Source organism: Oleidesulfovibrio vietnamensis (assembly GCF_055388115.1).
In genome coordinates this window covers 3,088,025-3,113,441 of record NZ_AP042419.1, presented here as the reverse complement: position 1 = coordinate 3,113,441, position 25,417 = coordinate 3,088,025, and the positions used below count along the sequence as shown (strand labels likewise).

At 60.2% G+C, this 25,417-nt stretch carries 21 protein-coding genes and 1 pseudogene; 3 read left to right on the top strand and 19 right to left on the bottom strand.

What is annotated here, in order from left to right; translation table 11 throughout:
* Positions 1-21: 21 nt before the first annotated feature.
* From rd to ACZ5D1_RS13955, 7 genes are all read right to left on the bottom strand, one after another.
* A complete protein-coding gene (gene rd, locus ACZ5D1_RS13985; RefSeq protein ID WP_011368941.1) occupies positions 22-180 on the bottom strand; it encodes a rubredoxin in 159 nt (52 codons plus the stop codon).
* Positions 181-211: 31 nt separating this feature from the next.
* The gene (locus ACZ5D1_RS13980) at positions 212-592 is read right to left on the bottom strand and encodes a desulfoferrodoxin (RefSeq protein WP_011368940.1); all 381 of its coding nucleotides are present in this window, start codon (positions 590-592) and stop codon (positions 212-214) included.
* Between the two features lie 372 nt (positions 593-964).
* Positions 965-3,946, bottom strand: a complete 2,982-nt coding sequence (locus ACZ5D1_RS13975) for an AIR synthase-related protein (protein WP_464555192.1) — start codon at positions 3,944-3,946, stop codon at positions 965-967.
* Between the two features lie 164 nt (positions 3,947-4,110).
* Entirely contained in the window at positions 4,111-6,669 is a 2,559-nt protein-coding gene (locus ACZ5D1_RS13970) for an HDOD domain-containing protein (RefSeq protein WP_011368938.1), read from the bottom strand.
* 8 nt (positions 6,670-6,677) lie between these two features.
* Positions 6,678-7,646 (bottom strand): polyprenyl synthetase family protein, encoded by a 969-nt coding sequence (locus tag ACZ5D1_RS13965; RefSeq protein ID WP_011368937.1) that lies wholly within the window; start codon positions 7,644-7,646, stop codon positions 6,678-6,680.
* A gap of 47 nt (positions 7,647-7,693) precedes the next feature.
* The gene (gene mqnB, locus ACZ5D1_RS13960; protein ID WP_234702969.1) at positions 7,694-8,455 is read right to left on the bottom strand and encodes a futalosine hydrolase; all 762 of its coding nucleotides are present in this window, start codon (positions 8,453-8,455) and stop codon (positions 7,694-7,696) included.
* Between the two features lie 65 nt (positions 8,456-8,520).
* The gene (locus ACZ5D1_RS13955) at positions 8,521-9,834 is read right to left on the bottom strand and encodes a nucleotide sugar dehydrogenase (RefSeq protein WP_273192397.1); all 1,314 of its coding nucleotides are present in this window, start codon (positions 9,832-9,834) and stop codon (positions 8,521-8,523) included.
* Between the two features lie 111 nt (positions 9,835-9,945).
* Here ACZ5D1_RS13955 and ACZ5D1_RS13950 point away from each other — a divergent pair, with 111 nt between their 5' ends.
* On the top strand, positions 9,946-10,176 hold the full coding sequence (locus ACZ5D1_RS13950) for a DUF2065 domain-containing protein (protein ID WP_011368934.1): 231 nt from the start codon (positions 9,946-9,948) through the stop codon (positions 10,174-10,176).
* Here ACZ5D1_RS13950 and ACZ5D1_RS13945 read toward each other — a convergent pair.
* From ACZ5D1_RS13945 to ahbB, 8 genes and pseudogenes are all read right to left on the bottom strand, one after another.
* Positions 10,163-10,885: a ubiquinone/menaquinone biosynthesis methyltransferase gene (locus tag ACZ5D1_RS13945; RefSeq protein WP_273192401.1), complete on the bottom strand. Its 723-nt coding sequence runs from the start codon at positions 10,883-10,885 to the stop codon at positions 10,163-10,165. The genes ACZ5D1_RS13950 and ACZ5D1_RS13945 overlap by 14 nt on opposite strands.
* Before the next feature lie 7 nt (positions 10,886-10,892).
* Positions 10,893-11,069 (bottom strand): hypothetical protein, encoded by a 177-nt coding sequence (locus ACZ5D1_RS13940; protein ID WP_011368932.1) that lies wholly within the window; start codon positions 11,067-11,069, stop codon positions 10,893-10,895.
* 248 nt (positions 11,070-11,317) lie between these two features.
* Positions 11,318-13,885 carry a hypothetical protein gene (locus ACZ5D1_RS13935; protein ID WP_464555190.1) on the bottom strand — a complete coding sequence of 856 codons (2,568 nt, stop codon included), beginning with the start codon at positions 13,883-13,885 and terminating at the stop codon, positions 11,318-11,320.
* Positions 13,886-14,050: 165 nt separating this feature from the next.
* Entirely contained in the window at positions 14,051-14,443 is a 393-nt protein-coding gene (locus ACZ5D1_RS13930; RefSeq protein ID WP_011368930.1) for a cytochrome c3 family protein, read from the bottom strand.
* Between the two features lie 240 nt (positions 14,444-14,683).
* A complete protein-coding gene (gene cobJ / locus ACZ5D1_RS13925) occupies positions 14,684-15,433 on the bottom strand; it encodes a precorrin-3B C(17)-methyltransferase (RefSeq protein WP_234702980.1) in 750 nt (249 codons plus the stop codon).
* Between the two features lie 27 nt (positions 15,434-15,460).
* A pseudogene (locus ACZ5D1_RS13920) lies at positions 15,461-16,591 on the bottom strand (cobalt-precorrin 5A hydrolase); the annotation flags it as partial.
* A 101-nt stretch (positions 16,592-16,692) separates the two neighbouring features.
* A complete protein-coding gene (gene hemL / locus ACZ5D1_RS13915; RefSeq protein ID WP_420538518.1) occupies positions 16,693-17,961 on the bottom strand; it encodes a glutamate-1-semialdehyde 2,1-aminomutase in 1,269 nt (422 codons plus the stop codon).
* A gap of 56 nt (positions 17,962-18,017) precedes the next feature.
* Positions 18,018-18,494, bottom strand: a complete 477-nt coding sequence (gene ahbB / locus ACZ5D1_RS13910) for a siroheme decarboxylase subunit beta (protein ID WP_464555188.1) — start codon at positions 18,492-18,494, stop codon at positions 18,018-18,020.
* A gap of 157 nt (positions 18,495-18,651) precedes the next feature.
* On the opposite strand from ahbB, the gene ACZ5D1_RS13905 reads away from it, so the two are divergent.
* Positions 18,652-19,644, top strand: coding sequence for an NAD(P)H-dependent glycerol-3-phosphate dehydrogenase (locus ACZ5D1_RS13905; protein ID WP_273192410.1), 993 nt, complete (start codon positions 18,652-18,654; stop codon positions 19,642-19,644).
* Positions 19,645-19,689: 45 nt separating this feature from the next.
* Here ACZ5D1_RS13905 and ACZ5D1_RS13900 read toward each other — a convergent pair whose 3' ends face one another.
* From ACZ5D1_RS13900 to ACZ5D1_RS13885, 4 genes are all read right to left on the bottom strand, one after another.
* A complete protein-coding gene (locus ACZ5D1_RS13900; protein WP_011368925.1) occupies positions 19,690-19,989 on the bottom strand; it encodes an AzlD family protein in 300 nt (99 codons plus the stop codon).
* Positions 19,986-20,732, bottom strand: a complete 747-nt coding sequence (locus ACZ5D1_RS13895) for an AzlC family ABC transporter permease (protein WP_273192414.1) — start codon at positions 20,730-20,732, stop codon at positions 19,986-19,988. Before ACZ5D1_RS13895 ends, ACZ5D1_RS13900 begins: the two co-directional genes overlap by 4 nt.
* Positions 20,733-20,833: 101 nt before the next feature.
* Positions 20,834-21,232, bottom strand: coding sequence for a secondary thiamine-phosphate synthase enzyme YjbQ (locus ACZ5D1_RS13890; protein WP_027182352.1), 399 nt, complete (start codon positions 21,230-21,232; stop codon positions 20,834-20,836).
* A gap of 52 nt (positions 21,233-21,284) precedes the next feature.
* Entirely contained in the window at positions 21,285-22,856 is a 1,572-nt protein-coding gene (locus tag ACZ5D1_RS13885; protein WP_011368922.1) for an ABC transporter substrate-binding protein, read from the bottom strand.
* Between the two features lie 150 nt (positions 22,857-23,006).
* Here ACZ5D1_RS13885 and selB point away from each other — a divergent pair, with 150 nt between their 5' ends.
* Positions 23,007-24,941, top strand: coding sequence for a selenocysteine-specific translation elongation factor (gene selB / locus ACZ5D1_RS13880; protein ID WP_464555186.1), 1,935 nt, complete (start codon positions 23,007-23,009; stop codon positions 24,939-24,941).
* The last annotated feature ends 476 nt before the right edge of the window (positions 24,942-25,417 follow it).

The window sequence follows — 25,417 nt, the reverse complement described above, 5'->3', positions numbered from 1 at the left end:
CGGGAGGGGCGCAAAAGAACCTTATGCAGGTTCGAATTCGCTTTTGGGCGCGCCACACACGGGGCACAGCCAGTCAGAAGGAACATCTTCCCATGCGGTGCCGGGAGCTACGCCGTTGTCGGGGTCGCCTTCGGCGGGGTCGTATTCGTAGCCGCAGATGTTGCAAACGTATTTCTGCATTGTTCTCATCCTTTACACGTGTTGAGTGGTATTACAGTTCGGTTTTCCAGTGGCCGTGCAGGTTGCAGTACTCGCGTGCGGTCACTTTGTCAGCCTTGATACAGAATTCGGCTTCGGGGGTTTCGCCGGGGTTCAGGAATTTGGTGTAGCTGCGGCCGTCGGCAATCAGCTCTATCCACTGAATCCAGTGCTTGTCTGTCATGGGATGCTCGACGGCGCCCACTTTCACAAGGAAGCCGTTCGCGGTCTTTTCGATGACGGGGACGTGCTTTTCCTTGGCGGCGTCAACGGTGCCTTCCACCTGCAGTTCCATTTCTTCGCCACAGCAGACCAGCGGTGCGCCGCCGCCTGCCATAACTTCAACCATGTTGCCGCAGTGATTGCACTTGTAGATTTCGAGCATGTTAGGCATTTGGGCCTCCCGTTAATTTTGGTGCTTATTACCGTGTACTTCAGGATCATCAGGCAACGCGGACATTCCGGTGCGGAGCACGGGCCCGCGTTACCGGCTATACGTGACATTACCTGTAACAGTACTCGTTTCCGAACATCAGTTCAAGCCCCTTTCTGACTTTTTAGTGATAAGTCCTCTGTGAATTTTGTCCAGAAGAAAAAGATGTTGCGTTGTGTTGCGGCAGCCGCACCGCAGCAGCCGCGGGCGTGCGCACGGCAGGCACCGTACTGCCGTGCACCCGAAAAAGGACGGCCGCCTTTTTGCCGTTGAGTACAAAAAGGCGGCCGCCGGAAAGACGCAACACCGCGGTACCGCGGCGGTGCCTGAATACTAGAAGTTCAGCGTGCCTTTAAAGCTGCGCGCCAGTTCTTCCACAGGTTCGGCAAGCAGTACGGAGTCTCCGGAGAGCACGCGCAGGGAATCGTGTGCGGTCACCTGTCCGATACGGGTGCAGTGCTGACCTTTGAACATCTGCTCAAAGGCGTTCTGCTGTGCTGCCGGCACAGTGACCAGCAGGCGCGATGCCGATTCGGAGTAGAGCACTTCAGCCTTGTTCAGGCTGCCTGCAAGAGCCACTGCGTTCAGGTTGACATCGGCGCCCGTGCGTCCTGCCAGAGCCATTTCGGCCACAGCCACAGCCAGACCGCCGTCGGACAGGTCGTGGCAGCCGGAAACAAGTCCGGCACCGATGGCTTTGTACAGCGTGCGGTAGCGCAGGAGTGCCGGAACGGCGTCCACATGCGGCACATCGGCGGAAAGAATGCCCAGCTCGTCTGCCAGTTCCGATCCGCCCAGTTCGCGGCGGGTGACACCCAGCAGGTATATGCCGTCTCCGGCTTGTTTGAAGTCGGAAGTGACTGTTTTGTTCACATCGGGGATGACCCCCAGAACGGAGAACAGCACCGTGGGCGGAATGGATATTTTGGTACCGCCGCCGGTGTAGTCATTTTTCATGGAATCTTTGCCGGATATGCAGGGTACGCCGTAGGCCTGACAGAAATGGGCCAGAGCTTTGTTGGCGCGTACCAGCTGCGCCAGCTTGTACCGGCCGTCGGGAGTTTTTTCCGACTGCACGGGGTCGCACCAGCAGAAGTTGTCCACACCGGCCATATGATCAATGTTGCCGCCCACTGCAACCGCGTTGCGCACCGCTTCGTCAATGGCGTTGGCCATCATCCAGTAGGTGTCGATATCGCTGAATTTGGGGCAGATGCCGTGCGAGAGCACTATGCCTGCCTCGTTTTCCAGCAGGGGGCGCATGACGCCCGCATCGGCGGGGCCGTCACGCAGAACGCCCACCAGCGGTTTGACGACGCTGCCGCCCTTTACTTCGTGGTCGTACTGGCGGATGACGTACTCTTTGGAGCAGATGTTCAGCCGTCCCAGCATTGTTTTAAGCAGGCTGCCCTGATGGGCGTCGTCCACGTCTATGGCCGGTGCCGGCAGCTGCGGGCGTTCCCACACGGCGTCAAGCTGCATCTGCGGAACACCGTCATGCAGGAACTCCATGGAAAGGTAGGCCACCGGCTTTTCGCCGTAGGTCACATGAAAGTAGCCGGAGTCAGTGAATTCGCCCAGTGCTGTGGCCTCAACGTCCATTTCGCGTGCAAGGGCGAGAAACTCTTCTATTTTTTCAGGCGGTACGGCCAGCGTCATCCGTTCCTGCGCTTCGGAAAGCAGTATTTCCCACGGGCGCAGTCCGTCATATTTGAGCGGTGCGCGCGAAACGTCTATGCGGCAGCCGCCGGTGTCTTCGGCCATTTCGCCCACGGAAGAGGAAAGCCCTCCGGCACCGTTGTCTGTAATGGCGTTGTACAGGCCTTTGTCCCGTGCGCGCATGATGAAATCATACGTTTTGCGCTGTGTGATGGGGTCACCGATCTGTACTGCCGTGGCGGGAGAGCCTTCGTGCAGTTCCTCGGACGAGAACGTGGCGCCGTGGATGCCGTCCTTGCCTATGCGTCCGCCGGCCATCACCACGATATCGCCCGGCAGAGCCTTTTTTTCGTGACCGGGTCTGCCCGCCACCGTGGCCGGAATCATGCCCACTGTACCGCAGTAGACCAGCGGTTTTCCCAGGTACCTGTCGTGGAACACAATGGAGCCGTTTACCGTGGGAACACCGGATTTGTTGCCGCCGTGCTCCACACCTTCGCGCACGCCTTCAAGCACGCGGCGCGGATGCAGCAGGCGGGGGGGCAGTTTTTCTTCATAAAAGGGCGAGGCAAAACAGAACACATCGGTGTTGCACACCATGTTGGCGCCCATGCCGGTGCCCATGGGGTCGCGGTTTACGCCCACAATGCCGGTAAGCGCTCCGCCGTAGGGGTCAAGCGCCGAGGGCGAGTTGTGGGTTTCCACCTTTATGCAGACGCTGTGCGTGTCCGTAAAGGATATGACACCTGCGTTGTCCTTGAAAACGGAAAGGCAGAAGTCTTTTTTGCCCATGCGTTTGCGCAGCAGGCTTGTGGAACCCTGAATACAGGTTTTGTACAGGCTGTTGATGGTCTCGCCGGTGCCGGTTTCTTCGTTGCGGTACCGGATGCGTGCAGAGAAAATCTTGTGCTTGCAGTGTTCGGACCATGTCTGGGCAAGCGCTTCCACTTCGGCATCGGTGGGACGTGCGGGCAGGCCCATTTTTTCGCGGGCGGCTTTTACGTCCGGTTGCGCGTAATGGTCGCGTATGCAGTGCATTTCTTCCAGACTGAGAGCCAGCGTGTTGTCGCGGCTGAAAGCGGCCATGGCCGCGTCGTCCATGGTGTCCAGCGGGATAAAGGCCACTTCGTCGCAGGCCTGTCCCAGTACCTGCGCGGCAGCGGCGGGAAAGCCCGGCTCGGCCTGCCACTGGGCGCGGCTTTTGACGGAAAAGCGCTGGATGAGTTCGTTGGCAAGCAGATCGCGTCCTATGCGTTCCACATCATCGCGCGAAAGATCGCCGCTGATGCGGTACTGGTTGGCCACATACACGTTGACCGAGCGACGGTCGCTGATGCCCAGCACAATGGCAATGGTTTCGCGGGCGGTGCGGCCTTCGTTGTCCGTCACGCCCGGGCGCAGGCCCACTTCCAGATACCAGTCGGCATCGCCCGCGGCGGGGGCGGCAGATGCCTCCTGCAGAACGGGGTCGTGCAGAGCTCCCTGTTTCAGCACTTCGTCAAGCTGCTGCTCCGAAAGCCCGTCAATGGTGAACACTTTGACTATCTGCACGGACTCGGGAGTGATATCCAGAGATTCGGCAATTTTGTTGCAGACCTTGCGGCCCACGGTGTCCGCGACATGGGGTCGCAGACCAACTTCAATGCGGCGTAGCATGAAAGACTCCTGCGGTATTGCGGTGGTCGGGTTGGGCTTTCCTTAATGGCAAACGCGGCGTTTGCAAAGGGTAAAAACAGAATGTTGCGCCGCGGGGCACAGCGGCCCTGCGGACAAAAAAAGAGGCGCAGCCCCGTGCGGGGGGTGGGCGGCGCTGTGTTCTGTCATGCGGAACCGGGATGCAGGGGGGCTTGAGCAACCTGCCGTCCTCCGGCTTTTTTTGCGGCGTAGCTTGCGGTGTCGGCCCGCTGGACAAGACTTTCCGCAGAATCCTGCGATTGCAGAAGGGCAACCCCCACACTGGCGCTTACAGCACCTGATGTGCCCGATTCAATGGCGTCCAGTATGCGGGCGGACATGGCGGGTAGCGCGTCTTCTTTGAATTCCGTCACGATGACGGTAAATTCGTCGCCGCCGTAGCGGCAGGCAAAATCAGTTCCTTTGCGTATGCAGGAGCGCAGGGCGTTGGAAACCTGACGCAGTATTCTGTCGCCTTCGCGGTGCCCTTGCGTGTCGTTGATGGCTTTGAACCCGTCCAGATCAAGGAAGATAAGTGCCAGAGGATGCCGTGTGCGATGGCAGCGGGCTATTTCTCTGTCGAGCAGCATGTGAAAATGCGTATGGTTGAAAAGCCCTGTGAGGCCGTCAAACACTGCCTGCATGCGCATTTTTTCTTCCATGCGCCGGATGCTGGTCAGATCGCGCCCCACGATGATCCAGCGCGCTGTTTCCGCCCGCGTTTTGAGCGGCGAGACTGAAAGCTCGTACAGTGCGCTGCTGCCGTCGGGCAGTTTTATGGCGACTTCCACCGGTACGGGCGTCTGTTTTTCCTGCGGGTGTGCCGTCTGCTGTTCCGCAGTGTCCGCCTGCCGCTGCACAGGCAGATGATCGGCCCCCCACGCGGCACCGGGCGTTGTGGCGGCGGCGATGTCAAACAGCATGGCACCGGCCTGCAGCAGCATGTCCGAGCTGGTCCACAGCACTCTGCCGGTGGCGTCGACGGTGAACACAACCTCCTGCATGGCCTCCATGAGACTGCTCAGAAAGTCATTTTGTTCCAGCACTTCGGCTTCCAGTGCGGAAACCTGTGTTATGTCTTCGATACGTACCAGAAATGCCCCCTGCTCAGGCAGGTTGCGGAAGATGCTGAGCAGAGCGCAGGTACGGGCTGCTCCCTGCGTGGTGCAGTATGTAAAAATTTTGTTTGCGGCATTGTTTTGTGTTTCCGCCGTGATCTGCCGCCATACTGATTCGGTCTCAATGCCGTATGCATTGCGCAGCACGTCGCTTAAAGCATGCCCGCGCGGGTCGCTGTCCTGCCCGGCAAGTGCAAGAAAGGCCGTGTTGGCTTCGCGTATGATGCCTGTGGCGTCCACCTGCGCCACCATGTTGGGCAGCGAATCAAGCAGACGGGCTTTACTGCGCAGTCCGCTCTGTTCCGTATAGAATATTTCCAGCCCTTTTGAGAGAAATCTGGCGTATACGGCCAGGCTGCCTTCTTCCTGCAGTCTGGTTTTGCTGCGCGGCACGTTCATGCTGCCGTACACGTCACCCTCGGCAGCCAGCGGCAGGCGCACACCGCCTCTGCTCCACGGCAGGGCGTCAACCTCGGCACTGCTGGCAACGGGCTGCACACCCTGTTCGGGCACAGGACGGAAAAGCACATATCTGTTTACGGAAGGATCGCGCAGAGCCACTTCCCATTTTTTCATGTTCCACAGCCAGTGCAGCTGTCTGCCGGTCATTTTGACGGCTTCTTCGTACGAGGCGGCGCGCTGCAGTTCTGTGCTCAGAAAATGAAAGCGCTGAATGTCTTCAAGCGTCTGGGTGTAGAGTCTGTCGGAAAGCGGGGCGTCTTCTATGCCCAGAGAGCTGAGCAGAACGCGGAAGCGGGTGGCACAGTCGGCGCGCAGCGCTTCCATACCCGGCCCGTCAAGCTGTAGCAGCCCGGCCATCAGCATTTCATGGCGGATGAGTTCCGCATGATCGCCCTGTCCGGTCTGCAGCAGTTCGGCCCAGCGGGTGGCAAGCGCGACGCACAACGTGAAGGGGTCCAGCCCGTTAAGCGTCGGGGCATGATGGTGGCGCACCGCGTCGACAAAGCGTTGCGGCATGTTCCATGTGCTGAACAGTTCTGCGGAAAGCTCCTGATGCTCTTTGCCCCAGTGGACCTGTTCGGATGTGGCGTGGGCGCGGGAATATTCCGTCAGATAACGGCGGCGGGCAAGCACGGGGTCTGAACTGCGGGTGCACTGTCTGATAAAAATTCCCAGATCTTTGAGCAGTGCGGCAAGATAGGCCAGAGCCTCGTCGCCGGGTGCCAGCTGGGCCGACAGTTTTTCTGCGGCAATGGCGCTCCACAGTGCCATGCGCCAGTCGGGAAAAAGTTCGGTTGGTTTGCGGTGCAGTGCGCCGGTCACGCGCTGCTGGTAGGCTATGGACAGGGCTATTTTGAGAATTTCCCGCGAGCCGAGTACCACTACGGCCCGCTGCATGTCGGACACGGGATTGCGCTGCCCGTAGTAGGGTGAGTTGACCAGTTCCAGAATGGTGGCCGCAAGAACCGGGTCCATGGCCAGCAGCTCGGCGATGACAGAAAAATCAGGCTCCGGCTGGGCAAGCGCCTGCAGCAGTTTGACCATCACAGGGGGAAACGTGAGCTGAAGACACTCGGAGTACCACTCCATGGTCTTACTGCGGTCAGCTGCTTCTTGCGTGGTCATGGGCCTTCCTACCTGCTGCGGTTTTTCACATAATCCACCGTTTGCCTGAGCACGGTTTTTTCCCTGCTTTCGTCCAGCATGTGCAGTGCGTCTGCGGCTTTTTTCAGATAGGTGTCGGCAAGGTCTCTGGTGGCTTTGTCCAGCCCCTGTCCGCGCACCGCTCTTGCCACGTTGTCCACATCGGCATCGGAAAAGGTGCCGGTGGTGAATTTGTGCAGAAACTCCTGCCGGTCGGCGCCTTCCAGCCTTTCCAGATACATGTGCAGCGGCGGGGTAAGCTTGCCTTCGCGCAGGTCGCCGGCCACCGGCTTGCCGGTTTCTCCGGCAGAAGGTGAAAAGTCCAGCGCATCATCCACTATCTGGAAGGCTATGCCCAGATTCATGCCGAAGTCGCAGGCTGCCTGCTCCTGCTGCGCCGTGGCACCGGCCGCAATGGCACCCAGCTGACAGGAAGCCTGAATCATCCACGCGGTTTTGCCTTTGATAATTTCTATATATGTTTCCTGCGGGTGGCCTGTGCTGCGCAGGTATTCGATTTCGGCAATTTCACCGGTGGCTGTTTCAATGATGGCCCGTGCGATGCATTCGGTAAGCCTCGTATCACCATAACGTGAAACAATGAGGTTGGCGAGGGCCAGCAGCGCATCGCCTGCAAGGATGGTTCTGGTGCTGCCGAAAAGTGTGTGCGCGGCGGGCAGACCACGGCGCAGCGCGGCGTCGTCTATGATGTCGTCGTGCAGCAGTGTGGCCGAGTGCAGCAGCTCGACGGAACAGGCCAGCGGGTATATATCGTCGCCGCCGCGGCCCAGGGCACGGGCAAAAAGTATGGCCAGCAGCGGCCGCAGGCGTTTGCCGCCGGCGCTCAGCACATGAGTGGCCACAGGTTGCACCATGGTGTTCAGAGTGCCGGTTTCCGCGGCCAGAGTCTCATTCACTTTGGGCTGGATGGCGCCCAGATATTCCAGAAGTTCTTGCATGAGCCGTATTGTTCCGTTTTTCAAGCCGCTAGGCAAGTGTATCTTTGTCAGACAAACAGGGCGCGGGCGGCCTGCCCCAGCGAGGCGAATGCATCGTCCACGGCCCAGTCATGCGCTGCGCGCGAACCGACCACATTGGAAACCGTGCGCAGTTCCAGAAAAGGCACACCCTGCCGCAGACAGCCGAGCGCCAGCGCAAAGCCTTCCATATTTTCTGTCAGGGCATGATGCGTCTGCCGCATGGCGCAGGCGCGTTCCGCCGTACCGCTGGCGGCGGCCACCGTCAGGCTGCCGCCAGTGCGGCAAAGGGGCGGCGGGGTCAGCTGCAGCACGGCCAGTACCGGCGCGGGGTTCAGCTCTATACTGTTCCAGACCGGATTGACGGCATCGTCCGTCTGGCCGAACCCGATTCCCATGGGGTCGACCCCCTGTGCCGTATACAGGCCGTAATCGGCCCATGTTTCACGCGTGGCCAGCACAGTGCTGCCCAGCGGGGCGGCATCCGGGTCAAATGTGCCTGCTATACCCAGCGAGATAACCCCGTCGATGTTGCGGTGTTCGCCCAGCAGCCGGCCCAGTGTAAAGGCCGCATTCACCGGTCCCACACCGGTCACGGCCAGCAGACACTGACGTTCGTTGACGGGCGATGCGCATACTTCACCCTGACGGGGCAGCACGCAGCCTACGCGGCCCCTGCCGTTGAACCCTTTAAGGACGGCTTCCATTTCTCTGGTGGTGGCGGTGGTAATAATCAGCGTCATCTGGTGGTAGGTATAACGGGTTGCAGTTCCTGTGCTTTTATAGTGCACCGCCCCTCCTGTAAAGCGAAGGGGCGGTGTGCGGGGGCATATGCGCCGCAAACAAAACGGTGCCGTTACAGGCGCCAGTAGTCAAAACCGGCGTCAGTGAACGCGGAGGGCGACTTTGCGCCTTTGATATCCAACAGCAGGGCTTTTTGCGGATCGCGGAACCAGCCGCGGATATCCTGTGCCTGCAGTGCGTCGTATTCCGCGTGCGGTACGGCCAGAATAACAGCATCCAGCTCGCGCAGGGTGTCCAGACCGGTCAGGGTCAGGCCGTATTCTTCGTGGGCTTCCGCGGGGTCGGCCTGCGGGTCGTGCACCAGCACATGCACGCCGTAGTCGCGCAGTTCGTCAATCACGTCCACCACGCGGGTGTTGCGCAGGTCGGGTACGTTTTCCTTAAAGGTAAGCCCCAGCACGCCCACGCGGGAACCGGCCACCACGTTGCCTTTGCGGATCATTTTTTTCACGCAGGTTTCGGCCACGAATTTGCCCATGCCGTCATTGATGCGGCGTCCGGCAAGAATGACCTGCGGGTGGTGTCCCAGCGCTTCGGCCTTGAAGGTGAGATAGTACGGGTCGACGCCGATGCAGTGGCCGCCCACGAGACCGGGACGGAACGGCAGGAAATTCCATTTTGTGCCGGCTGCTTCAAGCACTTCCAGCGTGTCGATGTCCATGCGGTCGAACAGCAGCGCCAGTTCGTTCATAAGAGCGATGTTCAGGTCTCTCTGGGTGTTTTCGATGACCTTTGCTGCCTCGGCAACGCGGATGCTGGATGCGCGGAATGTTCCGGCGGTGACCACTGTGCCGTACATGCGCTGCAGCAGGTCCGCCGTGGCTTCATCGCTGCCGGAAACAACCTTGACGATGGTTTCGAGGGTGTGAACTTTGTCGCCCGGATTGATGCGCTCGGGCGAATAGCCCACGGTGAAGTCGGTGCCGAATTTCATGCCCGATTCTTTTTCAAGAATGGGCACGCAGATTTCTTCGGTAAGGCCGGGGTATACCGTGGATTCGTATACCACCACGCAGCCTTTTTTCATGGTGCGGCCCACAGTGCGCGAGGCGCTTTCCACCGGAAAAAGATCGGGCCGGCGATTGCCGTCGATGGGCGTGGGCACGGCCACGATGACAATGTCCGCCTGACCTATGCGCGCGGGGTCTGCGGTAAATTCTGCCTTGCACGCCGCCAGCCGGGAATTTTCCACTTCGCCTGTGGCGTCTTCACCTTTGATGAGGGCATCCACGCGGCGTTGCGAAATGTCAAAGCCGATCACGCGGAAGTGTTCGCTTAAGGCCACGGCAAGAGGCAGCCCAACATAGCCGAGACCCACAACGGCCACGGCGGCATTTGCGTCGGTAAGTTCTTCAAACCTGATCATTGCGGTTTTCTCCGAAAAAAAAAGCATTGTCCGGTCGGGGTGTTCAGAGTCTGTCCTGCACTGCCGCGCGGGAATGTCCGTGCAGCCCGTGCTGGACATGGACGGCGCGGTATGAAAAAGAACGCCCTTATGGAATTCACAAAACAGTTACTTTCTGCTGCGGTCGGCCTGTGGCTTTTTGCCGAAGGCATTACTTTTTTTCTTGGCGCCGAGCGCCTGAAGCCGGTGCTGCGCGCCCTTGCGGAAACCAGAACCGCCCATCTGCGCATTACCGGTCTGGTCATGATGCTGCTGGGCGTCGGGGCTGTGGCGCTGGCCCGTTATTATTTCATTTCCGGTTAGCCTTCTGCGCCACATGCAGCTGGACTATGCCCGAAGTAAGCGGCCGGTGAAGCACCCGTGCAAAACCGGCGTCACGCATTTCCTGCGCCAGTTCCCGCGCATCGGGAAAGGCGATGATGGTGTCGGCCAGATAGCGGTACGCGCTGTCGTCGCCTGAAAAAATTTTGCCGATGCGGGGCAGGGCGTGTTGCAGGTAAAAATTGTACAGCCCTTTCCACACCTTGTTTTTGCCTGAACCGAATTCCAGCACACAAAGCCTGCCGCCGGGTACCAGCACCCGCAGAATTTCGCGGAAGGCCTCTTCACGGGGAATGATGTTGCGTATGCCGAAGGCTATGGTGGCGCAGTCTACGCTGTTGTCCGAGAGCGGCAGATGCCTGCCGTCGCCCTGTGCGGGATAGACTCCGGCGCCTTTGAGACCGCGCAGCTTTTTTTTGCCCGTGGTCAGCATGGGCAGGCAGTAATCCAGCGCGGCAACCCGCATGTGCGGGTACTGTCGTCTTATTTCCAGCGAAACGTCGTACGTGCCCGCGGCCAGATCAAGCACCCGCCCCGTGGGGCCGGGTATTATCTGACGCACGAGTTCGTAACGCCACCAGTAGTCCATGCCGACGCTCAGAAAATGATTGAGAAAATCGTAGCAGCCTGCAATGCGGCCGAACATGCCTGAAACATTGCAGGCGTGTTCCTGACTGTCTGTGTGCTTCATCGACGGATTATTCCGCGCTTTCGCGCTGGGGCTGGCTGCTGCCGGCGCAGATGGTTTCAAAGACCACGTTGTATACAGCGGGGAACATTTCTCCGAAGTTGTTGGGAGAAACGCGGCCTGTCTCAATGAATTTGACCATGATCTCTTTAGCTACCTGCAGGGCTTCTTTCTGCATTTTTTCCATCGGAACCTCCACAGCGATGTGCTCGGCGTGAAAAATCAAAAAAACCCGCCCGTGGGGGATGGTCTTGACCTACGAGGTGAAAACCGGGCGGGGAAAAGAGGAAGAAACCGATAAGCCACTCCCTGTTTTTCGCGGCTTCTATAGCATTATGCGGTATGAACGTCGAGGAGAAACAGCGACGCCCCGCGCATACAATAACGCGGAACCGGCAGAGCCGGTTCCGCGTCGGGATATCTGTGTTGCCGCCCTTATTCCAGTTCTCTGGCAAGCGCTGCTATTTCTTCGCGCAGAACCTTGGCGGCGGCTTCGCTGGCAGTGGCTTCCAGCTGTGCCGAAAGCTGTTCGGAAACCGTGTGCACTATGGCTTCGGTGTCGGGCCGGCCGGCAAGTTCGATTTCATCCAGTCGCGCGGCGAATGCTGCGTCGTCTTTGTCCATGCGGGCCAGCTGCTCTTCAAGCGCGGCCAGACGTTCTTCGTAAAGCGGGCGGACAGCGGCCACGGCGCTTTCCGTTGCCGCGGCAAGCAGACTGCGGAAAACAGGACTGTCTTCGCCCAGCAGACGCTCCACGACGTCCTGCACGGGTTCCTGCACTTCCGGCTCTGCCGCGGCTGTTTCCAGCGCGGCTATGCGTTCTTCAAGCAGCATGAGCTGGGGCAGAGGGGCTGCGGCGGGAGCAGCTGCGGCGGGAGGGACGACCTCATGTCCGGCCGTCTGCTCTGGCTCCGGTTCCTCGGCTTCAGCCGCGGGGGGCTGACGGGTTTCGCCTGCTGTTTCGCCATGTCCTGCGGCAGAACCAGCATCATGAGCAGGGGTATCATCCTTTGCTGCTCCGGTGGCTTCATCCTGTGGCAACACTTCGTCTGATGCGGTTTCTTCAGGCGGCGAATCCTGCGGCTGCAAATTTTCGGGCTGCATATCTTCGGAACCGGCTCTGCCGGGCATTCCTGTGTCGGGCATTTCTGTGTCGGGCACTACGGCTTCAGGTGTCACTTCTTCGGGCAGCTCCGTGTCCGTTGTCACGGTGCCTGCCGGTTCCGCGCCGGCCTCTTCTGTTCCCGACTCTTGCGGGCCAGCCTCTTGCGTTCCGGACGGCATTTCTGCTGTTGCGTTATGCTGTTCAGCTGCAGGCTGTGCGGGGGCGGCGTCCCCTTCTTCCTCTGCCGCAACGGTTGCCTGCGGGGCTGCGTCGTGTGCGCTGCCCATTACCTGATCAAGCACATCGTCCAGATCGTCCAGCGGCATTTCCTGCTTGCCGGCGGCAGCTTCCTGCGCTGCAGATTGGGCGGGCTGGGTGTCGGGCGGCTGTATATCGTCTATCAATGCACCTATTTCATCAAGATGTGCGGTATCTTCAGGTTCTTCGACACCGGCGGAAGCCTGCCCGATAAGCTCATCCAGATCGTCGATGTCGGGCGCACCGGCATCGTCGTCAGCCCCGCCGCCGTTAGCGGCGTCTTCTGCTTCGGGAGCCGCCGCGTTCTGCTGCGTTCCGGCGGAAGCCTGTTCCAGCAGGGCGTCGATGTCGTCGGCGGAAAGCGGATCATCGTTTTTCTGTGCGGCGGGTGTCTGCGGCTGCTCCGGCACGGCTGCGGCAGCCTGTTCGATAAGCGCGTCCAGATCGTCGATGTCGGGCGCACCGGCATCATCGTCAGCTCCGCCGCCGTTAGCGGCGTCTTCTGCTTCGGGAGCCGCCGCGTTCTGCTGCGTTCCGGCGGAAGCCTGTTCCAGCAGAGCGTCGATGTCGTCGGCGGAAAGCGGATCATTGCTTTTCTGCGCGGCGGGTGCCTGCGGCTGCTGCGGTGCGGCTGCTGACGCCTGTTCGATAAGCGCGTCCAGATCGTCGATGTCGGGCGCACCGGCATCGCCGTCAGCCCCGCCGCCGTTAGCGGCGTCTTCTGCGTCGGGAGCCGCCGCATTCTGCTGCGTTCCGGCGGAAGCCTGTTCCAGCAGGGCGTCGATGTCGTCGGCGGAAAGCGGATCATCGTTTTTCTGCGCGGCGGGTGTCTGCGGCTGCTGCGGTGCGGCTGCTGATGCCTGTTCGATAAGCGCGTCCAGATCGTCGATGTCGGGCGCACCGGCATCATCGTCAGCTCCGCCGCCGGTACCGGCGTCTTCTGCTTCGGGAGCCGCCGCATTCTGCTGCGTTCCGGCGGAAGCCTGTTCCAGCAGGGCGTCAATGTCGTCGGCGGAAAGCGGATCATCATTTTTCTGTGCGGCGGGTGCCTGCGGCTGCTGCGGTGCGGCTGCTGATGCCTGTTCGATAAGCGCATCCAGATCGTCGATGTCGGGCGCGTCCGTTTCATCGCCGGTGCCTGAATCCGGCGCGGCAGGTTGTTCTTTTTGCGCGGTGTCCTGCACCGCTTCGTCCATGGCTCCGTTCAGCAGGGCATCCAGATCATCCAGATCGTCATCCTGCGAGGGTGCGGGAGCACCCACATCGCCCAGAAGATCATCCATGTCAGACATGTCAGGCATCTGCAGTTCTTCGTTGGGGTCGACCACGGGTGAACCTCCTGATGCTGAACCGGCGCTGCCGGCAGAGGGGGCGTCCTGTTCCAGATCATTCAGCAGGGCATCTATATCGTCTTCATCGTCTGCGGGTTTCCTTGCGGACGGGGTGGTGCCGCTGTCGATCTCCAGATCATCGAAGCCTTCGATGGAATCAAGACCTGCATCGTTATCCAGCAGGTCTTCCAGCTCTTTTTCAAAATCAGCGGCATCGCTGTCCGTACTGCCGGGAACAGATCCTTTTTCGACGATTTCCGTCAGTTCGATGATATCGTCTTCTTCGTGCAGGGGGCCCTGTGGTGACATGGCGTACCTTCAATCTGAGGTTGAGGGTATCCGTCCGGCTGCCGGAGCGCCGCGGAGCGGAAAACAGCAACAATCTGTATCGTCAAAAAGATAAGCATACATCGCGCCGTAACGCAAGAGGCCGCCCTTTCGGGCGGCCTCGAACAAGCAAATCCGGACCAGTGCCTAGGGGTGGCACTTGGACTTTTTGCAACCGGTCAGTTCCTTTTTCAGGTCCTTGTCGCTGCCTGCAGCTTCAAGGTGGCAGGACATACAGGTGGCAACAGTGGTGGCCTTTCTGTCGTGGATGATTTTGTAGTAAGAATGGACAGACTTGTCCTTCTTGTCAAAAACATCGTGACAGCCTGCGGTGGCACACTTGGCAAGATTTTCCTTGCCGTCAACGGGGTGGTGGCAGTCGGCGCACTGGTAGCTGGAGTGGCTGGAGTGGTTGAAGATCACCGGCATTTTGGTGTTTTCCATCTTCAGACCGTCGGCAGGTGCTTCCGCGGCGATGACGGGCAGCGCAAAAGCGGCTACCAGTGCCAGCACCATTACGGCAAACAGCGATTTCCTCATAACTGTGATACCTCCTTCACAAGGTATGTTAAATAATTTGGGCAATCCTAGAGCTACACCCCACTTCTGTCAAGCAGGGGCGCTGGTTAGCAAAGGGTCTGCGCGTGAAAAAAAGTGCAAGCGACCTTGAGGGGCATGACCTGCGCTGTGCCCGCGGGGGGCAGATGCGCGTACCTGCGGCGGGCCGCGCAGGCTGCATTGCGCGGCGTGCAAAGCGCAGATGCCTGCGCCGTGTCCGGCTCAGCGGTATTTTTTCATGTATCCGCGGGGTGTCACCATGTTGCCCCGTATTATTCTGGTGGTGCTGTTGCCTATGATCACAATGGAGAGCATGTCCACCTGCGCCGGTTCGAAAACCGACAGAGGGGCAACCGAAACAGCCTGTTCCGGCCTGTTGGCCTGCCGTACCAGTCCGACAGGGGTTTCGGGCTGTCTGTAGCGGCGGGCCGTTTCCAGCGCATGCTCCAGCTGCCAGTCGCGTTTTTTTGAGCGCGGGTTGTACAGCACCACAACGAAATCAGCTTCCAGTGCGTTTTGCAGGCGCTTTTCGATAACTTCCCAGGGGGTGAGCAGGTCACTCAGGCTGATGCAGGCGAAATCGTGCATCAGCGGTGCGCCCAGCAGCGCCGCAGCCGCAGAAAGTGCAGGCACTCCGGCGATGACGTGCACGGGCAGATAGGCGTCCATTTCTTCGATCAGTTCATAGATAAGTCCGGCCATGGCATAAATGCCGGGATCGCCGGAGCACACCACTGCCGTGGCCCTGCCGGAAAGAGCAGTTTCAATGGCCTTGGCGCAGCGTTCCATTTCGCCCATCATGCCCGTGGCAATGATTTCGCGTCCGGCAAGAATATCGTCCGGCACCAGTTCAACATAGCGGGTGTACCCTGCTATGACTTCTGAAGCCCGCAATGCGTCCGCAGCCTGCGGGGTGAGCAGCTGCGGGTCTCCGGGGCCCAGACCGACGATGTAAAGAGGTGCGGGGTGCATGGTGTATTGCTCCTGTGCCACGGCAGCGGTCACGTCGCCGTCGGCTGCTTTGGGTATGATAAGATGTGCCGCGGCATGCTGTGTGCAGCGGCATTCATTGTTTGTCCGCGCTGCCAGCAGGGCGGCAGCCTCCGCCACGGAAGGGGTGCCCACGGCTTTCAGCGGTCTGGACGACGGGTTGGGTACCGCAATTGCGGCCAGTGCGGCAGAGGAAAAAAAGATAACGGGCACCCCCAGCCTGCGGGAGGCCTCGTGCATGGCCGGTTCAGCCCGTTTAGCTTCCACGCTTGCCAGCGATGCCAGTGCCAGCGGAGTGATGTCATGCGCTTCCAGCAGCCGCAGCAGGTGTTCAGCCGCTCTTGGCGCGGGCACGTTTTTGCGGCAGCCCAGACCTGCATGAAGAATGCGCGGATGCAGTACCAGCCTGTCTGCAGGAGCGCGCCGGGCAGCCGATGCATGGATTGTCACCAGTACGGAGGGTAGTGCCGCGTACCGGTTGTCCAGACTGTGTTCGTCGGTGTGAATGAACAGGCCGCAGGGGTGATTTTTCAGCTTCAGCAGGTCGTGGCGGTCGGCAACGGCCACCTGCCGCCCTTCCAGCAGTGCGGCGTTGACGTGCCGTACTGCGGTCAGCCGGGCTATGGCCATGTTGTTTTCCGCCGCCAGCAGATCGAGTGACGGCAGTCCTTCGGTATCAGTGGCGGTGGTGATGACAGGTGTGCCGCCGGTCATGGCGGCTATGCGGCAGGCAAGGGCGTTTGCTCCGCCGAGATGTCCCGACAGCAGGCTGACGGCGTGGAGCCCCTGCTGGTCCAGCACCACCACGGCGGGGTCGCGGTCTTTGCCCTGCAGCAGCGGCGCTATGCTGCGCACGGCTATGCCGCATGCCGCGATAAAAATCAGACCGTCATAAACTGAAAACGCATGCCGCACGGCATCGGCAAGCCGGAGAAAACGCTCTGTGCGGGGGGCGGTTGTGCTGTCTGCAAGACCGGCAAGCCGGTGCGGCAGAAACAGGTCTGCCTGCAGATGCGGGCAGAGCCGCGCGGCCAGCTGTATTCCCTGAGGAGTCAGTGCAAAAACACACAGCCGTGACGTATGTGTGCCGCCGGAATCTGTGCCGGAGACGTCGTGCAGGGAACGGGGTGTGCTGTTCATGATGTTGCCGTGCGCAAAGGTGAAAAAAGCCGGAGCACCGTTCAGGCGCTCCGGCAGCATAGCATTGTTGCGGGGGCGGGACCATACCCGCAGGATTTGCCCTAGAAGGTGACGTTGCGCACTGCTGCGAGCATGGCCGCAAAGTCGTCTTCTGTGTGGGCCAGCGACACCATGGCGCATTCAAAACCGGACGGGGCAAGGTAGATGCCCTGATCACGCATCTGCTGGTAAAAGCGGGTGTAGAGCGTGCCGTCGGCTTTTTTGGCGCTGTCATAGTCAGTCACCGGTTCTCCGGTGAAGAAGATGGTGAACATGGAGGCCAGACGGTTGACTGTCACGGGTACGCCCTTGGCCTTGAGAATGGCTTCTATTTCAGAAGCAAGCGCGTCCACACGTTTTTCCAGTGCGGGATAGTCGGCTTTTTTCAGTTCCGCCAGCGTGGCGATACCTGCGGCCATGGCCACAGGGTTGCCTGCCAGAGTGCCGGCCTGATACACATCGCCGCAGGGAGCGATGCGCTCCATTATCTCGCGTCTGCCGCCATAGGCGCCCACGGGCATGCCGCCGCCGATGATTTTGCCCAGTGTGGTCAGGTCGGGGGTGATGCCGAAATACTGCTGTGCCCCGCCGTAGGACAGCCGGAAGCCGGTGATGACCTCGTCGAAGATAAGCAGCGCGCCGTAGCGGTCGCACAGATCGCGCAATCCCTGCAGAAAACCGGCGGCGGGCCGTACCAGTCCCATATTGCCCGCCATGGGCTCCACGATGACTGCGGCGATGTCTGCGCCGTGGTTTTCAAACAGGGCTTTTACGCGTTCAAGGTTGTTGTAGGGTGCCAGCAGGGTGTCCGCCACCACTGTGTCGGGCACGCCGGGGGTTCCCGGAATGGAAAGCGTTGCCACTCCGGAACCTGCGCTGGCCAGAAAAGCATCGCCGTGGCCGTGGTAGCAGCCCTCAAATTTAATCAGTTTGTTGCGGCCGGTGTAGCCGCGCGCAAGGCGCAGGGCAGACATGGTGGCTTCTGTGCCGGAGCTGACCATGCGTACCATCTCAATGCTGGGCACGGCGTCCACCACGGCTTCTGCGAGGCGGATTTCGTCTTCGCAGGGTGCGCCGAAACTCGACCCCTTGTCCACGGCTTCGTGGATGGCCTTGTTGACGGCGGGGTGGGCATGGCCCAGCAGCAGCGGCCCCCACGATTCCACAAAGTCGATGTATTCTCTGCCGTCAACGCTGTACAGCTTGCTGCCCTGCCCGCGTTCTACAAACACGGGGGCGCTGTCTACGCTCAGACAGGCGCGCACGGGGCTGTTCACCCCGCCGGGAATAAGTTTCTGGGCGCGTTCGAAAAGATTTCTGGAACGTTCCATGATGCGGTATCCTTGTCATGCCCGCGATTGTGCAACCGCGGATTTGCTCCTCCGCGCTAGAAATAGGTCATGGAGGTTTTTTTCAGTTCTTTCAGGCTGTTCAATACAGCATATTCTTCCAGCGCAGTTTCTTTGCGCAGGGTGTCAATCACTTCAAGATATTCGTTTTCGTGCCGCCCGTGGATCATGGTGTACAGCGTGTAAGGCCAGTCCTGCGCGGTACTGGGGCGGTAGTAGACATGCGATATGAGCCGGTGCTCGGCGGCCTGTCTGCCCACTTCGTCCACGGTGTCTTTGTCGACAATCCATGCTACCATGGCGTTGTGCGTGTAGCCTGCCTTCTGGTGCTTAAGGCTGGCGCCGAAACGGCGGATGGAGCCTTCTTCCTTCATGCGGCGCAGCAGAGCAAGCACTGTCTGCTCGTCGGTGCCTGTCTGTTCGGCGATATCGGCATACGGCGTTGCGCTGTCCGGCAGGTTCTTCTGCACAATGCGCAGAATGGCGCGCTCGGTGTCTGTAAAAGTCTGAGCCATCTCGCGTCCTCGTGATAGGGTTGCGGTTCACGCTGTTGATACCTGTTCAGGCGCGGTGTTGCAACCATGCAGCCGCACTTGAGCCCGGACGCTGTTTGCAGTATGTGCCGTGTGCGTGGCACCGCCGCTGCATAACTCTGCAAAAACGGGGAGACCCATGAAAATAGCCGTAGCCGGAGGCGGAAGCTGGGGGAGCGCTCTTGCCCATCTGCTGGCCGCCAATGCCTGTGACGTGACGCTGCTGGTGCGCGATGCCGTACAGGCCCGCCGTATCAATGCCGACCATGTGAATCCCGATTATCTGCCGGATGTGGTGCTGCACAGTTCTGTGCGGGCCACTGTGGATGATGCTGAAGCGCTGGATGGTGCCGGTCTGCTGCTGATGGCCGTGCCGTGCCAGCATTTTCGCAAGGTGCTGCAAAGATTGCGGCCGCTGCTGCCGCCGGAGCCGGTTGTGGTGTGCGCCAACAAGGGCATAGAGGTGGAAAATCTGTGCACGGTTTCAGAGGTTGTGGCGCAGGAACTGGAAGGCACCGGCCACACTTTTGCCATGCTTTCCGGACCGTCTTTTGCCGCCGAAGTCATGCGCGATATGCCCACCGCGGTGGTGCTGGGCTGCAGGGATGCCGCCACAGGACGCCGGCTGCGTCATATTTTTTCGTACGGGCTGTTCCGCACGTATTCCAGCACGGACGTACGCGGAGTGGAGCTGGGCGGGGCGGTTAAAAACGTCATCGCCATTGCGGCCGGTCTGGCAGACGGGCTGGGGTTCGGCCATAATGCCCGTGCGGCGCTTATCACCCGCGGGCTGGCAGAAATGAGCCGTCTGGGTGTGGCCATGGGCGCGCGGGCTTCCACGTTTATGGGGTTGTCCGGCATGGGCGATCTGGTGCTGACCTGCACCGGAGACCTTTCCCGTAACAGGCAGGTGGGGTTGAAGCTTGCGCAGGGCATGACTCTGGAAGAGGTGACCAGAAGCATGCGCATGGTGGCGGAAGGCGTGAAGACCACCGAGGCCGTGCACACTCTGGCGGCGCGGCTGCAGGTTGATCTGCCCATTACTTCGGCCATGTATGATGTGCTGCACAGCGGTAAAAATCCGCGTGATGCCGTGCGCGAACTGATGAGCAGGGAGCTCAAGGAAGAGTAGGGCGCCGGATACGGATTGCTGCCGTGCTGCATTGCCCGCCGCGGGTTACAGCGCGCGGCTGAGCGCCATGATAACCACGCCGCTGAGCATGGCTGCCAGCACATTGCCGGTCAGGCGCATGCATGCGATGGTGCAGGCGGAGGCAAACCACCCCCAGGGGCCGAGGCTGACCGAGGCCGGCACCACAATGGACAGCAGTATGGTGCCCGGCAGTGCATCCATGAACCGGCGCGCCCTGCCGGTATCCGGAAGTTTGCCTGCCAGCAGCAGCCCACCGAGGCGCAGGGCGTAGGTGGCTGCCGCAGCCAGTATGACGGCCAGAAAGGCCGCGGTGTTTTCCGTCATGTCTGCTTTCTGTCCTTTCCCGCCGCGTGTGCGGGCATCAGTGCGGCGCACAGGGCGCCGCTCAGGCCTCCGGCGGGTATGTACCATTTGCTGCCGGGAACAGCCTGTTCCACAATCAGAGCCACGGCCGCGGCAGTCAGCCACGGCAGCAGGTCTCTGCCGCCCCGCCAGAAGCTGCACAGCAGTGCGGTGAACACGGCTGTAAACGCGAAATCAAGCCCCAGACGCTCGGGGTTGCCCAGCAACGCCCCCACCTGATTGCCGAACAGCGAACCGGCACACCATGCCATCAGAATGCACAGGCCGCCGCCGAGCATGAAGTATGTGTCCACGGGACGCTTTGAGGCCGCAGCCAGCGTGACGGCCCAGTTTTCGTCGGTGACCAGATGCATGACAAGAGCCTTGTGGGTCAGTGTGGTTCCGGCAAAAAGCTGACGCAGTGATGCCCCGATGAGCAGATAGCGTGTGTTGATGACCAGAACCGCCAGCGCTATTTCCGCCACCGGCAGGGGCGGTTGCCACATATCCACCATGACAAACTGTGCAGACCCGGCAAAGATGGTCAGGTTCATGAACAGCAGCTGCCCCCAGCCGATACCTTTCTGGGCTGCCAGCAGGCCGAAAACGCTGCCGTAAGCGGCTACGCTGGCCGCCACGACGAGGTTGGCGGCAAAGCCTTTTTGCAGCTGGGAAAACGGAGCGGGCAGCGGGGATGAAGGGGATGGCGGGGATGAAGGCTGCAACGGATATCCTTCCGTGTGTATGTATTGGCAGAAAAAAGTCTGCCGCGGCATGAGCGGATAAGAGCATGCTGGGGCAGGGGATTATCGCAGCGGGACAGCTGTCAGCTGCCGGCCATGAACTGCATCCATACCGTGCGTTGCCGCGGGCCGTCAAATTCGCAGAAATACACTTTCTGCCATGTTCCCAGCATGATGTCACCGTCTTCAACAATAAGCATCTGTCCGCACCCGAACATGCCTGATTTGATGTGCGCGTCGGAATTGCCTTCGGCGTGGCGATAGTCGCCATGCCGCGGAACGAGCTTGTTCATGTTTGCGGTGATATCGCGCGCGACATCCGGATCGGCCCCTTCATTTACTGTTATGGCGCCGGTGGTGTGAGGGCAGTATACAAGCAGCGCCCCATGGCGCCAGCCCTGTTCGCCTGCCAGTCTGCGGATGTGGGCGGTGATGTCTACAAGCTCTTCGCGGCGGTGTGTCTGAACGTGGAATGTTATCAAAACAGAATCCTTGTGTGATTTCGCCCCGCTGCGGCTGCTGTGCTGCGGCCGGTCAGTCGTGGCGGACGTGGGCGCCGTAAAACCGCACAACGCCTGTGGCGTCCAGGCGCAGACCGGTAACGTCGACGGAATGCGCCAGCAGTTCGCGGTTGTAGACCAGCGGAATCCACGGGGCGTCATTTCTGATAAGCCGTTGTATGCGCCGGTAGTGTTCCTTGCGGATTCCGGGGTCTGTTTCCTGCTGGGCTTTTTCTATCAGCCGGCTGACTTGGGGGTTGGTATAAAACGCCCTGTTCTGGGCATGGGGTGTCACGGCATTGTGAGGATGGAACAGCGGGTAGAAGAAGTTGTCGGGATCGCTGTTGTATCCGCCCCAGCTGATGATGCACATATCGTGCTCCGCGTTGCCGGTGGCTTTCAGGTGTTCGGTCCATTCGGTGTAGCGGATATCCAGACGCACGTTGACGGCTGCCAGTTCATTTCTGATAAGAGCTTCGATTCCTTCGGGGTAAAAAGGGCGCGGACAGAAATACAGCGTGGCGGTGAATCCCTGCGGATAACCGGCCTGTGCCAGCATGTCACGCGCGGCCGCGGGATCGTAGACATAGGGGGGCAGGGTTTCGTCATAGGCCCATACCGTTTCGGGAATGACATTGTGCGCCACCACGGCGGTGTTGCCGTAGATCAGAGTCTGCATGGGGATTTTATTCACGGCCATGTTCAGAGCTCTGCGCACTGCCGGATTGTCAAAAGGGGGCTTTTGCGTGTTCATGGCCAGATAGGCTATGCGCAGACCGGTACGGCTGGAAAGCTGTATGGAGCTTTGAGCTGATGCATGGCGGGCTATGTCGCTGGTCACTCCGTCAAAGGCATCAATGGCGCCGACGTTAAGTGCGGTAAGCCTGTCCGATGCTTTGGGTATGACCTCCAGCACCACGGTATCCAGCTGAGGGGCGCCCCGCCAGTATTCCGTGTGGGCCTTCAGCACTATTCTTCTGCCTTTTTCCCACGTATGCAGACGGAAAGGCCCTGTACCGGCGGGAATATCACCGCCGGCAGGACTGATGACCGAAGCGGTGGCCATGGACATATTGTGCAGAAAAGGCGGGAACGGCGCATCCAGCGTTATGAGCACGGTGTGGTCGTCGGGGGCGCTGACGGCGGTGATGTGGCGGAACGTGAACCGTGACACGCCGGAATCTCCGGCGAAATCAGAACGTTCCGGATCGATCTGCCGCATGAACGACTGCACAACGGCCTGTGCGGTAAGCGGCGTGCCGTCGTGAAACACGACCCCGTGCCGCAGGTGGAATGTCCAGCGGGTACCGTCGGCGGAGCTTTCCCACGAACGGGCCAGCGCAGGCACTATTTCCGTGCCGCTTTCTGCCACGGTGACCAGCCCTTCGTATATGTTGGCGATGACCTTGGTGGATTCAAGGTCCGGTGCGCGCGCCGGGTCCAGAGTCACGGCATCGCTGGCCCGCGCAAAAACCAGCGAACCGGCCGCGGCCGCGGGCTGCGGGGCGAACGCCGCAAAAACGGTCAGCATTGCCGCAAATAGCGCAGCAATGCCCATCATGTGCCGCGCCGCCGCAAAGTGAGGACGCGCTGTGGACTCAGGCATGTGTGCTTCCTGTTTTTTTTACTCTAGCCCGCGGGTGCAAGTGGCGCCATGATATTGCCGGGCAACCAGCGGTTGTTACCGGCCCGAATTTCTCATACAACCGTAAAGGCCGTTTCATCAAGCGGCACGGACGCATAGCAGGAGGAATGCATGCCTGTAGTCATGGGTACGGCTGGACATATCGATCATGGCAAGACAACGCTGGTCAGGGCGCTGACGGGTATAGACTGTGACAGGCTGGGAGAAGAGAAACGGCGCGGCATAACCATTGAACTGGGGTTTGCGTTTCTTGACCTGCCGGATGACAGACGCCTGAGTATTGTCGACGTTCCGGGGCACGAAAAATTTGTCAAAAACATGGTGGCCGGAGCATCGGGCATAGATTTTGTCATGCTGGTCATTGCCGCGGATGAAGGGGTGATGCCCCAGACGCGGGAGCATCTTGAAATCTGTTCGCTGCTGGGCATACGCACCGGGCTGGTGGCACTGACCAAAGTGGATATGGTGGACGAAGAGTGGCTGGGGCTGGTGCAGGAGGATGTGGCGGAGTTTCTGGAGGGGAGTTTTCTGGAGGGGGCTCCGGTTTTTCCTGTTTCCGCCGCTGCCGGTACCGGAATGGATGCACTGCGCGGGCATCTGGCGCAGATGGAAAAAGAACTGCGTCCCGAACGGCGTTCCGACCTTTTCCGGCTGCCCGTCGACAGGGTGTTTACCATGCGCGGCCACGGTACGGTGGTTACCGGTACCATGATTTCCGGTTCCGTGACTCTCGGAGACGAGATAGAGCTGATACCCGGCGGCAGGCGTACCAAGGTGCGCGGGTTGCAGAGCCACGGTGCCACGGTGGAGGTTGCCCCCGCGGGCAGGCGTACGGCAGTGAACCTGTCGGGTCTGGACGTGGATGATATCCGCCGGGGCGATGTACTGGCGCTGCCGGACACGCTGCATCCTTCCGAGGTATGGGACGTGCGCATGACCTGTCTTTCTTCTGCCTCCACTCCGCTGAAGAACAGAACAGAAGTGCACTTTCACCATGGTTCACGCGAACTGCTGGCGCGTCTGTATTTTCCGGACAGAGACCGCCATATGCCGGGCGATACCTGTATCTGTCAGGTGCGTTTTCCCGAACCGGTGGCCGCCGTGTTCGGCGACAGGTGCGTCGTCCGTTCGTTTTCTCCGCTGCGGACAGTGGCCGGGGGCGTGGTGCTGAATCCGGCATCTGCCATGCTGCGCCGCCGCGATGCACGGTTTGACGAAAAGCTGGCGCTGCTGGAAGAGCTGAATGATGCCGACAGCGAACGGCGCATTGCCATTCATCTGGAACTGGCCGGAGACGCCGGTTGCAGTTTCAGCCTGCTGCGTGTGCTGACGGATATGGAATCGAAACGGCTTGAAAAGACGCTGGTCAAACTGGGCAGTTCACAGCAGGCTTTTGTTTTTGATAAAGAAGACCGGCGGTATGTTTCCGGTGGTGCGGTGGAGCGTCTTTCCTCTTCGTGTGTGGACTATCTGGAGGCGTATCATCGCCGCGAACCGCTGCGGCAGGGGCTGGTGCGCGGAGAACTGGCTTCCGGCTGGGGCCGGGGGCTGCATCCCAGACTGGTACACTTTATCACCGAAAGGCTTATCCGCACCGGCAGGCTGGTGGCCGAGCAGGACCTGGTGCGGCTGCCGGGGCATACCGTGTCGCTGGCGGCCGATCAGCAGGGGCTGCGCGAGACTCTGGCGGCGGCCTATCGTCAGGGGGCCACGGCTCCGCCCAATGTGAAGGATGTGCTGGATCCGCTGGGGCTGACGTATAAAGAAGCCGCCGGTGTGTTCAAGCTGATGCTGGACGAAGGGGTGCTGATACGTGTGAAGGACGGGTTGTTCTACGATGCCGGCGCCATGGAGCAGCTGAAGGCCATGCTGGAAAAATGGTTTACGGCCAATGAAGATATCGGCCCCAATGAATTCCGCGAGCTTACGGGCCTGTCCCGCAAGTACGTCATTCCGCTGCTGGAATATTTTGACAGGGAACGCGTGACCATGCGTATAGGTGATAAGCGTGTGCTGCGCAGAAAGACCCGGAATGATCCTGCATGAAAAACAGTGAGAGCATGATATGACCACGGGCTGCGGGGCGAAACTCCGCAGCCCGTTCTGCCTGTGCCGCGCGTGGTGGTGTGTCTGCCCGTGCGGTCGGGGCTTGACCTGCCTGCCGCTTTACTGTGTAGATTCGGCACAGGGAAGCTGCGGGAATGTGCGGGGGACCGCTGATGACGGCGCTGCCGCTGCTGTATCAGCTTCCGTATCTGCTCAGAGGGGCCGCACCCGCCGGATGCGGTGCGGCCGCGTTGTACCGTTTTATAATGTGGCTGCATGTCTGCCGTCACGTATGTCCGGACATCTGGTCGCACGTCTGGCCGCACGTCTGGCCTGATATGGGCCTGATACGGGCCTGATACTGGCAGGGCATTCAGCCGGATGACTGGCCTGATACGGGCCGGATAGCTGGCCGGAAGACTGACCGGATGACTGGCCGGACATTTAGCCGCACGTATGTCCGGACATCAACGCAT

Coding starts and splice junctions, on each gene's coding strand:
- rd (WP_011368941.1), bottom strand. CDS start 180: ATGCAGAAATACGTTTGCAACATCTGCGGCTACGAATACGACCCCGCC.
- ACZ5D1_RS13980 (WP_011368940.1), bottom strand. CDS start 592: ATGCCTAACATGCTCGAAATCTACAAGTGCAATCACTGCGGCAACATG.
- ACZ5D1_RS13975 (WP_464555192.1), bottom strand. CDS start 3,946: ATGCTACGCCGCATTGAAGTTGGTCTGCGACCCCATGTCGCGGACACC.
- ACZ5D1_RS13970 (WP_011368938.1), bottom strand. CDS start 6,669: ATGACCACGCAAGAAGCAGCTGACCGCAGTAAGACCATGGAGTGGTAC.
- ACZ5D1_RS13965 (WP_011368937.1), bottom strand. CDS start 7,646: ATGCAAGAACTTCTGGAATATCTGGGCGCCATCCAGCCCAAAGTGAAT.
- ACZ5D1_RS13955 (WP_273192397.1), bottom strand. CDS start 9,834: ATGATCAGGTTTGAAGAACTTACCGACGCAAATGCCGCCGTGGCCGTT.
- ACZ5D1_RS13950 (WP_011368934.1), top strand. CDS start 9,946: ATGAAAAAGAACGCCCTTATGGAATTCACAAAACAGTTACTTTCTGCT.
- ACZ5D1_RS13945 (WP_273192401.1), bottom strand. CDS start 10,885: ATGAAGCACACAGACAGTCAGGAACACGCCTGCAATGTTTCAGGCATG.
- ACZ5D1_RS13940 (WP_011368932.1), bottom strand. CDS start 11,069: ATGGAAAAAATGCAGAAAGAAGCCCTGCAGGTAGCTAAAGAGATCATG.
- ACZ5D1_RS13935 (WP_464555190.1), bottom strand. CDS start 13,885: ATGTCACCACAGGGCCCCCTGCACGAAGAAGACGATATCATCGAACTG.
- ACZ5D1_RS13930 (WP_011368930.1), bottom strand. CDS start 14,443: ATGAGGAAATCGCTGTTTGCCGTAATGGTGCTGGCACTGGTAGCCGCT.
- cobJ (WP_234702980.1), bottom strand. CDS start 15,433: ATGCACCCCGCACCTCTTTACATCGTCGGTCTGGGCCCCGGAGACCCG.
- hemL (WP_420538518.1), bottom strand. CDS start 17,961: ATGGAACGTTCCAGAAATCTTTTCGAACGCGCCCAGAAACTTATTCCC.
- ahbB (WP_464555188.1), bottom strand. CDS start 18,494: ATGGCTCAGACTTTTACAGACACCGAGCGCGCCATTCTGCGCATTGTG.
- ACZ5D1_RS13905 (WP_273192410.1), top strand. CDS start 18,652: ATGAAAATAGCCGTAGCCGGAGGCGGAAGCTGGGGGAGCGCTCTTGCC.
- ACZ5D1_RS13900 (WP_011368925.1), bottom strand. CDS start 19,989: ATGACGGAAAACACCGCGGCCTTTCTGGCCGTCATACTGGCTGCGGCA.
- ACZ5D1_RS13885 (WP_011368922.1), bottom strand. CDS start 22,856: ATGCCTGAGTCCACAGCGCGTCCTCACTTTGCGGCGGCGCGGCACATG.
- selB (WP_464555186.1), top strand. CDS start 23,007: ATGCCTGTAGTCATGGGTACGGCTGGACATATCGATCATGGCAAGACA.